Origin of the sequence: Pseudomonas sp. 09C 129 (assembly GCF_002843625.1) — a bacterium.
In the GTDB taxonomy this organism is placed as follows: Bacteria; Pseudomonadota; Gammaproteobacteria; order Pseudomonadales; family Pseudomonadaceae; genus Aquipseudomonas; species Aquipseudomonas chlororaphis.
Genome location: NZ_CP025261.1, coordinates 2,482,926 through 2,496,208, shown reverse-complemented (window position 1 = coordinate 2,496,208; position 13,283 = coordinate 2,482,926). Strand labels below are relative to the sequence as shown.

14 protein-coding genes are annotated in these 13,283 nt (G+C 63.2%); 2 read left to right on the top strand and 12 right to left on the bottom strand.

Features of this window, described 5'->3' with window-relative positions; genetic code table 11:
• Positions 1-41: 41 nt before the first annotated feature.
• The gene (locus CXQ81_RS11455) at positions 42-1,022 is read right to left on the bottom strand and encodes a DUF3829 domain-containing protein (protein ID WP_101337237.1); all 981 of its coding nucleotides are present in this window, start codon (positions 1,020-1,022) and stop codon (positions 42-44) included.
• Between the two features lie 397 nt (positions 1,023-1,419).
• Between CXQ81_RS11455 and CXQ81_RS11450 the strand changes: the two genes are divergently transcribed.
• A complete protein-coding gene (locus CXQ81_RS11450; protein WP_053260217.1) occupies positions 1,420-1,800 on the top strand; it encodes a Rho termination factor N-terminal domain-containing protein in 381 nt (126 codons plus the stop codon).
• 76 nt (positions 1,801-1,876) lie between these two features.
• Here CXQ81_RS11450 and CXQ81_RS11445 read toward each other — a convergent pair whose 3' ends face one another.
• The 8 genes from CXQ81_RS11445 to CXQ81_RS11410 form a co-directional block, all read right to left on the bottom strand.
• Positions 1,877-2,809 carry a PfkB family carbohydrate kinase gene (locus tag CXQ81_RS11445; protein WP_101337236.1) on the bottom strand — a complete coding sequence of 311 codons (933 nt, stop codon included), beginning with the start codon at positions 2,807-2,809 and terminating at the stop codon, positions 1,877-1,879.
• The gene (locus CXQ81_RS11440; RefSeq protein WP_101337235.1) at positions 2,802-4,268 is read right to left on the bottom strand and encodes a cytosine permease; all 1,467 of its coding nucleotides are present in this window, start codon (positions 4,266-4,268) and stop codon (positions 2,802-2,804) included. The genes CXQ81_RS11445 and CXQ81_RS11440 overlap by 8 nt, the downstream gene beginning before the upstream one ends.
• A 155-nt stretch (positions 4,269-4,423) precedes the next feature.
• On the bottom strand, positions 4,424-5,422 hold the full coding sequence (locus CXQ81_RS11435; protein WP_101337234.1) for an ADP-ribosylglycohydrolase family protein: 999 nt from the start codon (positions 5,420-5,422) through the stop codon (positions 4,424-4,426).
• Positions 5,419-6,132, bottom strand: a complete 714-nt coding sequence (locus tag CXQ81_RS11430) for a GntR family transcriptional regulator (protein ID WP_007928081.1) — start codon at positions 6,130-6,132, stop codon at positions 5,419-5,421. The genes CXQ81_RS11435 and CXQ81_RS11430 overlap by 4 nt, the downstream gene beginning before the upstream one ends.
• A gap of 70 nt (positions 6,133-6,202) precedes the next feature.
• Positions 6,203-6,766, bottom strand: coding sequence for a DUF1285 domain-containing protein (locus CXQ81_RS11425; protein WP_085530238.1), 564 nt, complete (start codon positions 6,764-6,766; stop codon positions 6,203-6,205).
• 21 nt (positions 6,767-6,787) lie between these two features.
• Positions 6,788-7,390, bottom strand: coding sequence for a DUF4823 domain-containing protein (locus CXQ81_RS11420; RefSeq protein WP_007928079.1), 603 nt, complete (start codon positions 7,388-7,390; stop codon positions 6,788-6,790).
• 234 nt (positions 7,391-7,624) lie between these two features.
• Positions 7,625-8,593 (bottom strand): GTP 3',8-cyclase MoaA, encoded by a 969-nt coding sequence (locus tag CXQ81_RS11415; RefSeq protein ID WP_025804332.1) that lies wholly within the window; start codon positions 8,591-8,593, stop codon positions 7,625-7,627.
• A gap of 139 nt (positions 8,594-8,732) precedes the next feature.
• Positions 8,733-9,371, bottom strand: coding sequence for a TetR/AcrR family transcriptional regulator (locus CXQ81_RS11410; RefSeq protein ID WP_007928069.1), 639 nt, complete (start codon positions 9,369-9,371; stop codon positions 8,733-8,735).
• 78 nt (positions 9,372-9,449) lie between these two features.
• Between CXQ81_RS11410 and CXQ81_RS11405 the strand changes: the two genes are divergently transcribed.
• Positions 9,450-10,583 carry an aminotransferase class V-fold PLP-dependent enzyme gene (locus tag CXQ81_RS11405; protein ID WP_007928066.1) on the top strand — a complete coding sequence of 378 codons (1,134 nt, stop codon included), beginning with the start codon at positions 9,450-9,452 and terminating at the stop codon, positions 10,581-10,583.
• A 217-nt stretch (positions 10,584-10,800) separates the two neighbouring features.
• Here CXQ81_RS11405 and CXQ81_RS11400 read toward each other — a convergent pair whose 3' ends face one another.
• The 3 genes from CXQ81_RS11400 to tmk all read right to left on the bottom strand — a co-directional run bounded on the left by CXQ81_RS11400 (position 10,801) and on the right by tmk (position 13,280).
• Complete coding sequence (locus CXQ81_RS11400) at positions 10,801-11,586, bottom strand: TatD family hydrolase (protein ID WP_101337233.1); 786 nt, start codon at positions 11,584-11,586, stop codon at positions 10,801-10,803.
• An 82-nt stretch (positions 11,587-11,668) separates the two neighbouring features.
• Positions 11,669-12,655 (bottom strand): DNA polymerase III subunit delta', encoded by a 987-nt coding sequence (locus CXQ81_RS11395; protein ID WP_087088741.1) that lies wholly within the window; start codon positions 12,653-12,655, stop codon positions 11,669-11,671.
• Positions 12,648-13,280: a dTMP kinase gene (gene tmk / locus CXQ81_RS11390; protein WP_101337232.1), complete on the bottom strand. Its 633-nt coding sequence runs from the start codon at positions 13,278-13,280 to the stop codon at positions 12,648-12,650. The genes CXQ81_RS11395 and tmk overlap by 8 nt, the downstream gene beginning before the upstream one ends.
• Between the last annotated feature and the right edge of the window lie 3 nt (positions 13,281-13,283).

Sequence of the window (13,283 nt, the reverse complement as noted above, 5' to 3'; positions counted from 1 at the left end):
CCACTGCTGGCTAATCCTGAAGCCTGCAAGATCACCACGACTCAGCAGGTCGGATGGTTGAAGCGATTGATCATGTTGCCGTAGGTGCGGTTGTAGCGGTTGGCCGAGCGGACGATGCTCGAACTCTGCATCTGTGCCGGCAGGTTCTTCATCGCGCCCTCGGGAGCGCGCTTGTACACCCCGTCCTTGACGTCGCGGACGATCGAACGCGACTGGCCGATGAACTCATTGATTTCCAGCATGCCGCCACCGCACGACTTGCCGCTCTGTGTGGCCTGGGCGCTGACCTTGCCATTCCAGCCCGCGGCCGCGTCGGCCACCAGTGCCAGGGACTTCTCGAAGGCTGCCAGGGCCTGCGGATCGTTCGGTTCGGCGAACAGCGTCTCGGCATCGGCGGTGTTGAGTTTGCCGTAGTAGATCAACCCGGCCCGGTAGTAGGCCGCGGTGTCTTTCGGCGCCTCATCGAATGCCTGCTTGGTCAGCGCCAGGTCACGCGCGCCCAGGCCGGCGTAGAAGTCCTGCTCCTTCTCGCTGACCGCAGTCAGGGCGGCCAGATAGGCCTGGCTCTGGCGACGGGCCAGGTCGCCGTTGTCGCTCAGGTAGCCCTTGGAAGTGGCGTAGGTCTGCAGTTCATGGCTCAACGGCGAGAGGGTTTTCAGCGCCGCGGAAAAGGCCTGGGCCGCCTGATCCACTTCCGGGATTGGCGTATCGATGGCTAGGGCGCCATCCAGGGCCCGGCTCAGGCGATCGATGAGGATATCGTTGCCGACGCTGAAAGCGGTGATCGGCGCCTTGCCCGTCAGGGCCGGCACCTCATACTGCTGGTAACGCTGGAGGAAGGTCTGGAAGGGTTCGCTGATGCTGTTCGCCGCACCGACGTACTGGTTGTATTTATCGATTTCCTGCTGCCGGGCATCGACCTGTGCCGCGGGCTGGCTGACCTTTTCACTCTTGTCACCACAACCGGCCAGCAGCACGCTGCCGCCCAACAGGGCCGCAGCCAAAAACATCCGGGTATTCATTGGTTCATTCCTTTAAAAACAGGCCACGACCACACCGCACGGCAGCGGCAGACCGGTGACGGGGTTGGATTTGCACAACAGGGGATTGATAGCGGGCGTACTGTGTCGATCAGCTGCCCCTGATCTGGGGCGCAAGAATCATCCATGAGCATCTCGCGAAAAGGCCTGACGACTCGTCAGACGCATCCATTTCCGGGGCAGGCATTGTGCGAGACTTCCCCCGCCCTGGCAAACCTTGGGCCGCCCAGGCCTGCCCCTCTTGCGCGAAATGCCGCGCTTCTGTGATAGCGATCACACCCTCTGGCAGGGTATCCAGAGCCCATCCGTCGATTCCCGGGCACTTATCGGCCTTTTTCCCGCCCCAACTTCAGGTACCCATTGCCAAAGGAGAGCCCTCATGCCTCGTGGAAGCAAAGCCAAATACACCGCCGAACAGAAGCGCAAGGCCGCGCATATCGAAGCCGGCTATGAAGCCAAGGGCGTGCCCAAGGACGAGGCCGAAGCGCGCGCCTGGGCCACGGTGAACAAGCAGTCCGGTGGAGGGGAACGGGCTGGCGGTTCCGGGCAACGCACACCGGCCTCGGAAAAAACCGCCGCGCGCCAGTCCTCGGCCAGGCGTGCCGTCGCCAGCCGTGAAGGACATGCCCGCAACAGCACGACGTCGCTGAGTACCCAGACGAAGGACAGCCTGCTGAAGGAGGCCCGAACGAAGAACATTCGCGGCCGCTCGACCATGAGCAAGCAGGAACTGATCGAGGCATTGCGCAAGGCGGGATAAACCATGGATCGCGAGCAGGCCTACTCCCGGCGGGAACGAGCTTGCTCGCGATCGCTCTCGTTCAGCCGGCAAACGCCTAGGCTCGGACGCTATCCCCATTGACCAGCGCATCCACCTCCGCAGCACCCGGCGCGGTGGCCGGCCCCCAGCGAGTCACCGCCAGGGCCGCCGCGGCGTTGGCCCGGCGCGCCGCCTGCACTGGCTCCAGCCCCTGCGCCAGCGCTGCGACGAAGACTCCGGCATGGGCATCGCCGGCGCCGTTGCTGTCCACCGCCCGGACCTTGAAGCCCGGCACATGGGCGCTATGGCCATGCTGGCTGACCCAGCAGCCCTGCGGCCCGTCCCTGACCACCAGCAACACCTCCTGCGACAGTTCGTCATGCAGGCGTCGCAGGGCTTCGGCGATGGTCGAGGTCCCGGCGAAGCGCAAGGCCTCGACGCTGTTGCTGGTCCAGATATCGATACGCGGCAGCAGCCGGCGCATGGCCGCGGAGTCCGGCGATTCCACCAGCGGGCCCGGATCGAACACCACCTGGATCCCCTGCGGCAAGGCCAGCAGCCAGTCCAGCAAAGCCTCGGCCTTGCCGACATGCAGCAGGCTGTAGCCGCTGACATAGACAAAGTCATCGGCCTGCACCGCGACACCGTCCAGGTCCTCAGCCGACAGCTGGCCTTCCACCCCGATATAGGAAATGAAGCTGCGTTCGGCCGTGGCTTCGGTCAGCGCCACGCACAGGCCGGTGTCCTCGGTGCGGCTGGCCTCGAGAGCGATCCGGATGCCCTCGGCGCGCATCGCCTCACGTGCCAGATCCCCGAAGCGGCCGTTGCCGTGTCGCCCCAGGTACAGCACCGGCAAGCCGTTTCGCTGGGCGGCAGCCATCACGTTGAAGCCGCCGCCGGCCTCGAAGCTGGCGGACTGCGCCAGCACATCGCCGCCGGAGCTCGGCAGGCGCTCCACGGACATCACCAGATCGACGATAACCTGGCCGGTGTGCAGCATTCTAGGCATTGGCATTCTCGACAAAAGCACCGCGGCGATCCCTGGCCCCGCCCAGCACGGCATACACGCCGCCGGCTACCAGGAAGGTGACGATCCAGCCCAGGCCGTTATGGCCCAGCCAGGAATCGGCCAGCGGCCCGGCGAACCAGACGTTCTCGGCGCTGGTGCCGATGGTGGTGAAGCTGAAACCCAGCACTATAGCCAGTGCCCAGGCACCGAAGGCCCGCCATTCGACACCGCCGCGATACCAGTAGGCGCTGCTCGGGCTGACGTCCAGCAGATCCTTGGGGCTGTAGTAATGACGGTGGATCAGGTCGACCACGAAGATCCCGACCCAGGCGGTTAGAGGCACCGCCAGCAAGGAAATGAAGGTAATGAACGGCCCATAGAAACTCTCGGCGATCAGCATGAAGTAGATGGAGCCGGCGAAGATCGCCACGATGTCCACCACCACCGCGTACACCCGCTTGACCTTGAGCCCCAGGGTCAGGGTGGTCAGGCCGGCCGAGTACACCGACAGGTTGTTCGACAGCAGCAGACCGCCGAAAGCGGTGATCAGGTACGGCACCGCCATCCAGGTCGGCAGCATGTCGCGAATCGCCACAATCGGGTCGGTGGCCGAGGCCAGGTCATCGTTGCCCACCGACAGCAGGCCACCCAGGGTAATCAGCAGCACCAGCGGAATGCCGGCACCGAAGGCCGCCGATGCCACCAGGCGCGAGGCCTTGACGCTGCTGTGCTGGTAACGCGACATGTCGGCACCGGTATTGGCCCAGCCGATACCGGTGCCCGCGGCCATGGTGCCGATACCGATGATCATCGCGCTCAACGGCGCCGGGGTGGCGTTGAACACCGCGCTCCAGTCGATGGTGGCGCAGAGGAAGCCGCCCACCAGCAGGTTCAGCGCGCCGAACACATAGGTGGCCCACTTCTGGATCACCAGCAAGGTGGCGTGGCCGAGGCCGGAGACGGCCAGGGTCAGCAGCACGAAAATGCCGATGAACAGCAGGGTCAGCAGCGGCGCACTCTTGGCTTCCACCGGCGAGCCGAACAGGATCGAACACAGCGACAGCAGGACGAAGGCAGCGGTAGTGGTGTTGACGGTTTCCCAGCCCACCCGCGACATCAGCGACACCAGGGTCGGGCCGATATTGCCGCGCACGCCGAAGATCGCCCGCGACAGCGTCAGGCTCGGCGCCCGCCCGCGACGCCCGGCGATGGAGATGATCCCCACCACCGCGAACGAACCGGCGGCGCCGAGGATGGCAACGATGATCGCCTGCCAGATCGACAGGCCACGAAAGGCCACCAGGGTCGCCCCCAGCGGCAAGCCGAGGATGCTGATATTGGCGGCGAACCAGACCCAGAACAGTTGCAGCGGATGGCCGTTGCACTCGCCTTCCGGCACCGGCTCGATGCCGCGGGTTTCCAGTTGCCCGGCGCTTTGCCCGGGGTTCGATGCACTCATGAAAAAGCTCCTGTTGCCCTTGTTGTGATTGTCGGCAATTTCGGAAGTCGATCAGACATCCCGGCACTCCTCGCCGTTTCCTGCTATCCATGGCAAAAATGCTTCAGCGACGGCTCGCGCACAGGTGGTGGGAACCTTGGCCATGCAGCCAGTCTTTAACGCAGGGCCAGCAGCCCCTGCACCAGCGGTTCGAGGTCCAGGTCGTTGACCTGTTTGATCTGCTCGATCAAGGCGGCCGGCCAGCACTCCATCCCCTGGCAGGCACCGAGCATCGCGCCGAGGATGGCGGCAATGGTATCGGTGTCGCCTCCAAGGCTCGCGGCCATGCACAGCGCCTCGAACGCCTGCAGCTCGCCGATGGCCACCTGATGCGCCAGGGCGAAGGACACCACCACCGATTCCTGGGACGCGACGGAGGTGCCGATCACGTCGTACAGCAGATCGGCCAGCAGCGCCTTGTCGCTTTCGACGCTGAGGGTGCGCGCCCAACTGATGCGCGTGGCGATACGGCCGCCAGCCACCCAGTGACCATGCCGCTCCGCTTCCAGGGCGATCTGCACACCGATCTGCAAGGCGTCACCCAGCGGCACGCCATTGATCCCGGCGGATACTACCGCCGCCACCGCCGCCGCGCTGGAGATACCCAGCGTGGTGTTATGGGTGACCTGGCAAGCTTCCACCACCGCGCGGATGAAGCCCTGGACATCGTCGACGTTCGCTGCGATGCCCACCGGGGTGATGCGCATCGCCGCGCCGTTGGTGGTGCCGTAGCGCCCGGCCTCTTCCGCGGTATGGCCGGCGAGGATCATCTCGATGGCGCGCTTGGTCGAGGGGCCCAAAAGGTCCTGGGAGCCCTTGGCCTGCATCGCCGCTTCCCACTCGATCAGGCTGCGGGCCAACGCCGCCGGTTCGATCCGGCCCTTGCCCGCGACCAGCAGGTCGCCGACCAGGATCGCCTGCTCGGTGTCGTCGGTGATCGAGCCCTTGGGCATGTTGGCGGCAATCGGCTGATCGGGGCCGGCGTCCTCCAGGCGATGGATGGCACCGAAACGCTGCTTGATCTGCTGTCGGCTCAAGGATTGGGTCGGCATGCCCAGGGCATCGCCCAGGGCCAGCCCGTAAAAGGCGCCCAGAGCGCGATCCAGCGGGATCATTTCTGCGCTCCGAATTCCAGGTGCAGGCGAAAGTGCAGCGGGTCGAGAAAACTCTCCACCTGTTCCATGAAACGCCCGCGGCGGTCATAGGTGGTCCGCAGGGCCTTGAGAAACACACTGCCGGCCGGACGTCCCAGCAGTCGTGCCTCTTCTTCACCCAGTGGCTCGGCGCCGATCCATTGATCGCCGCGCTCGCCGATATAGCCGTAGGCGGCCAGGGTAATGGTCAGGGAATCATCGATCAGCCCTACTCGCGGCAGGCTTTCCAGGCCTCCGGTGGCAGGCATCAGGGAACGTTCAAGGGAAACCACGGTGCCGTCGGTAGAGCGTCGGCGCCGGTCCAGGGCGATGAACTGGTCAGTGCCGAAGCGACTGAGCAGGTCGGGACGCTGCACCGCTTCCAGGCGCAGCAGCTCGGTGTTGATCAGCGCCCCGCTGTCCGCCAGGGCCTGGGCCCAGCCGTTTTGCTGGTCCAGCACCACACCGTCAAAGGTGACGATGGAGCCGACCCCGCTCTGGGTGGCGATGTAGTTGCGGCGTTTGAGTTCGGCCAGGGCCTCACGCAGGGTGCCACGACTCACCGAGAATTCCTGGGCCAACTGATGCTCGCCCGGCAGCAGGAAACCGTCCTCCATGAGGCCGCTTTCGATGCGTCGGATCAGTTCATCGACCACGCGTTTTTTCTTGTCAAATCGAACATGTCTAATCATGTACAAATTGATACCCGAAAGGGGATCTTCGTCGCAAGATATTTATTCGATCAACAAGAGGTTTCGCAGCTCAGGGCTCCAGGCCGATCGGGAAGAACACCCCGCCGCTCCAGACGCCCAGCCAGTTCTGACCGTCGATCGGACGGCTCACCGCCAGCTCCACCAGTTGGTAGAACACATTGCGGTGCACCAGCGCCTCCAGATTGCTGCGTACATGAACGTAAGGCGCCGGCTCCTGGGTCTGCGGGTCGATCACCACTCGCAGCGGATGCTCGCTGCCGGCGCTGACCTGCTCGTCGACGTTGGTGGTAAAGCGCAGGACCTGGGCCTCGCCTTCCCCTTCGACCTCCAGGGTGACGGCGACAAAAGGCGCGTCATCGACCTTGATGCCGACCTTTTCCACCGGGGTGATCAGGAAATAGTCGTCGCCGTCGCGGCGAATGATGGTGGAGAACAGCTTGACCATCGGTTTGCGGCCAATGGGGGTACCCAGGTAGTACCAGGTGCCGTCGCGGGCGATACGCATGTCGATATCGCCACAGAAGTCGGGGTTCCACAGGTGGACCGGCGGCAAGCCCTTCTGCGCCTTGGGAATCTGCGCCAACAGATCGTTGGCTTTGCCCGGACCACTCATGCTGCTCTCCTCGTGCTTGGCTTAATCGCTCAAGCCTAACAGGCTGCGGGCGTATTGTTCGAGCGGCGGGCCAAGCAGGTCTTCCGGCTTTTTGTCGTGGAACGTCAGTAAACCGCCACGACTGCGAATCCGCGCGGTGTCGATCAGATACTGGGTACTGGTCTCGATCAGCATGATCTGAATCACACCGTTGTCGATCCCCAGGCGATCCACGGCTTCCTGGTCGAACCATTCATCGGAGTTGCCGATGCGGTCGTCGGCCTTGGCGAAACGGGTGTACAGCAGGTAATGCGCACCCACCTCACGGGCCTCGGCCATGGCCTGGTCCAGACCTTCCGGCGCCCGGGCGCGGCGGACCATGGGGAAGTATTCGATAAAGCCCTTGAAGGCTTCCTCGGCCACCACGTTGGGGCGCGGGTAAGCGCTACCCGGCGGCGCAAAGGCGCCCTGGGCGATGAAAATGAACGAGTCCGGTTGAACGCGGAACGAGTTGGAGCGCTGGGTATTACTGTGATCGAGAAAACCCGCATCACTCATGTGATAGCGAACGCCCTCGCCCATATCGCTGACATTCATGCAGCCGCCGAGCCCCAAAAAAGCCAGCAGCAAAACCAGGCTACGCATCCTTCCCTCCAGAAGCCGGTGACGGAAAACCGGCGAATGGCCACGAGATGCAGCTTCCGCGCCAGCTCGGGCGCCTGTAGCCGCTGCCGCAGGCTGCGAATGGCTGCGCAGCAGCCACAAACCTGGTGAAGGCTATTGGCTGGAGAGAAATGGGGGCGTCTGGATTGGCGAGGGCTACGCCCTCGATCGCAGCCTGCGGCAGCGGCTACAGAGAGGCGGGATCAGGGAGAACGTTTAGCCGCCGATGATTTTCATCACCGTCGCACCACCGGAGAACGCCACATCCTGCTTGTCGCCCAAGGCTTTGACCAGCAGGCGCTGCAAGGCTGGCAGGGCCTGGTGGCGCGGTTTGTCCAGCAGATCGCCGACGTAATGCCGGTTACTCGACGACAGGCAACCGTGCAGCCAGCCGGTGGACGACAGCCGCAGGCGCGAGCAGGTCCGGCAGAACGGTACGCTTTCGTTGGCGATCACGCCGAAATGGCCCTGCCCCGGAATTTCATAGCGCACTGCGGTGGCGTCCACCGGCGCATCGGCCTGCAGGTATTCGTAGCGCTCGCCGATCAGGCTCAGCAGTTGCTGCAGGCTGACGAACTGCTGCAGGAAAGCGTTGGAATCGCTGGCCAGGTGGCCCATGCGCATCAGCTCAATAAAGCGCAGTTCATAGCCACGCTCCAGGCAGTAGTCGAGCAGCGGCATTACCTGGTCCAGGTTCTGCCCGCGCAGCGGCACCATATTGACCTTGATTTTCATGCCCGCCGCGCGAGCCTGGTCCATGCCGTCGAGCACAGTCGCCAGATCGCCGCCACGCGCAATGCTGCGGAAAGCCGAGGCGTCCAGGGTATCGAGGGAAACGTTGATGCGCCGGATACCGGCATCCACCAGCAACGGCAGCTTGCGTGCGAGCAATTGGCCATTGGTGGTCAGGCTGATGTCTTCCAGCCCCATTTGCCCCACCGCCGCCATGAAGGCTTCGAGTTTCGGACTGACCAGGGGCTCGCCGCCGGTGATCCGCAGGCGTTCGATGCCTGCGGCCTCGATCAGATAGGCCACGCCGCGCGCCATGGCCTCGGCCGACAACTCGTCCTGGGCAGCCACCAGCCGCTTGCCGTTGGGCACGCAGTAGGTACAGGCGTAGTTGCAGGCAGAAGTCAGGCTGATACGCAGATTGCGAAAACGCCTGCCTTGACGATCAACGATCATGGATGACTCCGGCGAAGGAAGAGTGAACCGACCAAAACCTGACTCAAAAATCAGGTTTTGGCAAGCCCCATGCCTGAGTATATTCCTGGGACACTGCGCCATATAGAAAAATCATGGCGCCATAAGGCCATTGAATGAATCAGCTGCCGGAGCTATCGGGGTCGCGCTTGCGCTTGTTGCCCATGCGCACGCCGATGTCCATCAGGAACTGGAAGAAGCCTTCCTGGTCTTCCAGCACGTTGCTCCAGAACGGCGAGTGATACAGCGCCACCGCGCCATGCACCAGCGCCCAGGCCGCGCAGTAGTGGAAGTAAGGCGGCACGTCTTCGAGCTTGCCTTCGCTGATGCGGCCCTTGATCAACAGGGTCAGGCGTTCGAAGTTGGAAGCACGGATCTTGTGCAGTTCCTCGACCATTTCCGGCACCTGGTTGCCCTTGACCACCTTCTCTTCCAGGCGATCGAACAGCCGGTAACGCTGTGGATCACGCATGCGGAATTCGAAGTAGGCCCGGGACAGGGCTTCCTTATCCTTGTCGACATCGGCAGAGTGCAGCAGCTCGTTCAGGTCGCGCTCATAATCGAGCATCAGGCGCAGATAAATCTCCGCCTTGGACTTGAAGTGCTTGTAGATGGTCCCTTTGCCGATACCAACGGCATCAGCGATCATCTCGACGGTGACGCTGTCTTCACCTTGATCGAGGAACAGCTTGAGCGCGGTATCGAGAATTTCTTGCTCACGGCGACGAAACTCACGGACCTTACGAGGTTCTTTCTGCATAAGAAAAGGTCTGTCGGGGTCAAAATCGAAGCCGCGTATTATGCCTAAATTGCGCCAAAATGCACGGATCATCCGACCATGACTATGTTTCTTGATGAATTTGTACAGGCCCCGGGCCTGCGTTATTTGAATCACGCAGCTGTCGCCCCCTGGCCAAATCGGGCCGCCGAAGCCGTGGCGCGCTTCGCCAAAGAGAACGTTTTGCTGGGCGCCCGGGATTATCCGGACTGGATGGCCCTTGAGCAACGCCTGCGCGAACGCCTGATGCGCCTGCTAAATGCACCGTCAACGGATGACATCGCGCTGGTCAAAAATACTTCGGAGGCGCTGTCATTCGTCGCCTTTGGTCTGCCTTGGGAACAAGGTGACCAGATCGTCATCAGCGACGAGGAATTCCCCTCCAACCGCGTCGTCTGGGAAGCCCTGGCCAGCCAGGGTGTGGAAGTGCTGCAGGTCGGCCTCAAGGGCGACGATCCGGAAGGCGCTCTGCTGGCCGCCTGCGGGCCGCGCACCCGGCTGATGGCGATCAGCGCGGTGCAGTTCGCCAGCGGCCTGCGCCTGGATCTGCAGCGCCTGGGCGCAGGCTGCAAACAACAGAACGTGCTGTTCTGCATCGACGCCATCCAGCAACTGGGCGCCCAACCCTTCGATGTCCAGGCCTATCAATGCGACTTCGCCATGGCCGACGGCCACAAATGGATGCTCGGGCCTGAAGGCCTCGGCGTGTTCTATTGCCGCAGCGAGCTGCGCGCGCAGCTCAAGCTCCATGAGTTCGGCTGGCACATGCTGGAACACATGGGCGATTACAGCCGCAGCGAATGGGAACCGGCCAAGAGCGCGCGGCGCTTCGAGTGCGGCAGCCCGAACATGCTCGGCGCCATGGCCCTGGAAGCAAGCCTGTCGTTATTGGAAGAAGTGGGCATGGAGCACGTGGCGACCTTGATCGCCGAACGGGTCCAGTGGCTCCAGGATGGCCTGAATGCTATCCCCGGCGTACGCCTGCACACCCCGCTCAACCCTGCCCGACGCGGCGGAATTTTCTCGTTCAGTATCGATGGCATCGATAATCAGGCAGTTCATGAGGCGCTGCAACAGCAGCAGGTGGTGTGTATTCCCCGTGGCCCAGGGGTTAGATTTTCACCGCATTTCTATACTGAAAAGCGCGTAATCGACGAAACTCTTGCCATCGTGGCTGATATCGCCCGGCAATGAGAACTCAAGCGAAGCGCTCGTATTCCAAATTTGTTTAAAAAACGAGCAAGGCCAACTGGACTGAATTCAATAGTGATCAATACTTGAAATGTCGGCGTGACATCTCCCCCAAGTGAAGCGCCGATGAAGGTACCAAGGGATGGCGTGCCTTTGTTTTACTCCTAATGGTCTTAACCCGGATTCACCCCCCAGAACCCGGGTTTTTTTTGCCTGCGATTCAGCCCTTGACGTGCGCCAGCGGGAACAGATGCTTGAAGTTCTCGGTGGTCTGTTCGGCAAAACGCTCGTAGGGCTCCCCACGCAGCATGGCCAGGAACTCGGCGACTTCACGCACGTACTGCGGCAGGTTGGGCTTGCCGCGATAAGGAATCGGCGCCAGGTACGGCGAATCGGTTTCCACCAGCAAACGGTCGGCCGGCACCTGGCGCGCCACGTCCCGCAGTGCATCGGCATTGCGGAAAGTGACAATCCCGGACAGGGAAATGTAGAAACCCAGGTCCAGCGCGGCCTTGGCCATGTCCCAGTCTTCGGTGAAGCAGTGCAGGACCCCGGCTTGCGGCAACGCCGCTTCACGCAGCAGGGTCAGGGTATCGGTGCGCGCGCCACGGGTGTGGACGATCACCGGCTTGCCGGTCTGCTGGGCGGCTTGCAGGTGCAGGCGGAAGGATTCCTGCTGCAACTGCGCGGCTTCCGGTTCGTAGTGGTAATCCAGGCCGGTCTCGCCGATGGCCACCACCCGCGGATGGTTCAGTTCCTGCAGCAGCCAGTCGAGGGCTGGTGCGGCGCCAGGCTGGACATCCAGGGGATGGACACCCACCGAGCAATCGACGTCGTCATAACGCTCAGCCAAAGCCTTGACGTCGGCCGCATTGTCGGCGCTGACGCCAATGCACAGGAAATGCCCGACACCGCGCTGACGAGCCGCGTCCAGGGCGGCATCCAGGGAGCCGTCATGAGCGGCGAGGTCGAGGCGATCGAGGTGACAATGGGAATCTACAAGCATAAGAAGCGACAACCACATTCGGTCAATGAACAGGCCGGCCCGAGCGGCAGCCGGCGATTCGGTTTGTTTCCAGGCGCCGCCGTCAGTTGCGGGCAGGCAGTGCGGCCCACTGCACCAGCAAGGCTTCGAGCAACAGCACCCGATTGAGGTTGGCCTTGTTCAACACCTTCTGGCGCTGCGCAAGGATCCAGTCCTGGATCTCCAGAACCTTGGCCTGGGAGGACTTCTGCGCGAGGTACTGCACCACTTTGCGCATATCGACCAATCCCAACCCCTCCTCGTCCTGCGTCAGCTGATAGCGCAGGATCAGGCTCGACCAGTCGCAGAACCAGTCGAACAGCAACAGCAAGGGTATTGCATTCCAGCCTTCGGCCAGCTGGGTCGGCGACTGTTGCTGCTTGAGCAACTTCTTCACCCCGTCGACCACCTGCGCCCGCTGCTCGCGCGCGCCCTGGGCCTGCAGGCTGACAGCCGCCAGGGGCGAACCGGCCGCCAGGGTCAACAGCTCGACCCGCTCCTCTTCCGAACAGTCCGGCAGGGCCTTGCTCAGCCATTGCAGGCTCATGGCCTCACTGGGCAGAGGACAGGCCTGCTGCACGCAGCGACTCTTGATGGTCGGCAACAAGCGGCTCGGCTGGTGGCTGACCAGCAGCAACACCGTATCGCCGGACGGCTCTTCGAGGCTTTTCAGCAGCGCGTTGGAAGCGTTGATGTTCATCGACTCCACCGGTTCGATCAGCACCACCTTGCGCCCGCCCAGTTGCGCGGTCTGCACCACGAAGCTGACCAGCTCGCGCACCTGGTCGACCTTGATCGCCTTGTCCGCTTCCTCCGGCTCCAGCACGTAGTTGTCCGGATGGCTGCCGGCCTGCAGCAGCAAGCACGACTTGCATTGCCCGCAGGCATCCAGTCCGGCCGGACGCTGGCACAGCAGACGCGCCATCAGGCGCTCGGCCAGCGCACGCTTGCCGATGCCCGCCGGGCCATGGAGCAGATAGGCGTGGGCATGCTGCGCTCGGCCCGCCAGCTGCTGCCAGAGTTCGTCCTGCCAGGGAAAGGCCTCAGCCACGGTGCAGCTCCAGCAATTTCGGCAACAGGGCGTCCAGTGCTTGCTGGACCTGGGACAGCGGCTGCGCCGCATCCACCAACAGGTAACGCGCCGGATCGGCTGCCGCGCGCTTCAGGTACGCCTGGCGTACCGCATCGAAGAATACCCGGCCTTCCAGCTCGAAACGGTCCAGACGGCCCCGGGCGCTGGCGCGGGCCAGACCCACTTCGACCGGCAGGTCGAACACCAGGGTCAGGTCGGGCCGCAGCTCACCCTGAACGAATTGCTCCAGGGTCGCGATGCGCTCAACGGACAAACCACGACCACCGCCCTGATAGGCGTAGGTGGAATCGGTAAAACGGTCGCACAACACCACCGCGCCACGGGCCAGTGCCGGACGAATCACCTCGGCCAGATGCTGGGCGCGCGCGGCGAACACCAGCAACAGCTCGGTATCGGGATTCATGACCTCGTCGCCGGGGGTCAGCAGCACCTCGCGGATCCGCTCGGCCAAGGGCGTACCGCCCGGCTCGCGAGTCAGTAACACCTCGATGCCTGAGGCGCGCAGGCGCTCGGCCAGGTATTCGCGGTTGGTGCTCTTACCCGCGCCTTCCGGGCCTTCCAGAGTAATAAACAAGCCAGTCACAGG

Bases quoted from the DNA above. Each gene is read 5' to 3' on its own strand.
- CXQ81_RS11455 (WP_101337237.1), bottom strand. From the start codon at position 1,022: ATGAATACCCGGATGTTTTTGGCTGCGGCCCTGTTGGGCGGCAGCGTG.
- CXQ81_RS11450 (WP_053260217.1), top strand. From the start codon at position 1,420: ATGCCTCGTGGAAGCAAAGCCAAATACACCGCCGAACAGAAGCGCAAG.
- CXQ81_RS11445 (WP_101337236.1), bottom strand. From the start codon at position 2,809: ATGCCTAGAATGCTGCACACCGGCCAGGTTATCGTCGATCTGGTGATG.
- CXQ81_RS11440 (WP_101337235.1), bottom strand. From the start codon at position 4,268: ATGAGTGCATCGAACCCCGGGCAAAGCGCCGGGCAACTGGAAACCCGC.
- CXQ81_RS11435 (WP_101337234.1), bottom strand. From the start codon at position 5,422: ATGATCCCGCTGGATCGCGCTCTGGGCGCCTTTTACGGGCTGGCCCTG.
- CXQ81_RS11430 (WP_007928081.1), bottom strand. From the start codon at position 6,132: ATGATTAGACATGTTCGATTTGACAAGAAAAAACGCGTGGTCGATGAA.
- CXQ81_RS11425 (WP_085530238.1), bottom strand. From the start codon at position 6,766: ATGAGTGGTCCGGGCAAAGCCAACGATCTGTTGGCGCAGATTCCCAAG.
- CXQ81_RS11420 (WP_007928079.1), bottom strand. From the start codon at position 7,390: ATGCGTAGCCTGGTTTTGCTGCTGGCTTTTTTGGGGCTCGGCGGCTGC.
- CXQ81_RS11415 (WP_025804332.1), bottom strand. From the start codon at position 8,593: ATGATCGTTGATCGTCAAGGCAGGCGTTTTCGCAATCTGCGTATCAGC.
- CXQ81_RS11410 (WP_007928069.1), bottom strand. From the start codon at position 9,371: ATGCAGAAAGAACCTCGTAAGGTCCGTGAGTTTCGTCGCCGTGAGCAA.
- CXQ81_RS11405 (WP_007928066.1), top strand. From the start codon at position 9,450: ATGACTATGTTTCTTGATGAATTTGTACAGGCCCCGGGCCTGCGTTAT.
- CXQ81_RS11400 (WP_101337233.1), bottom strand. From the start codon at position 11,586: ATGCTTGTAGATTCCCATTGTCACCTCGATCGCCTCGACCTCGCCGCT.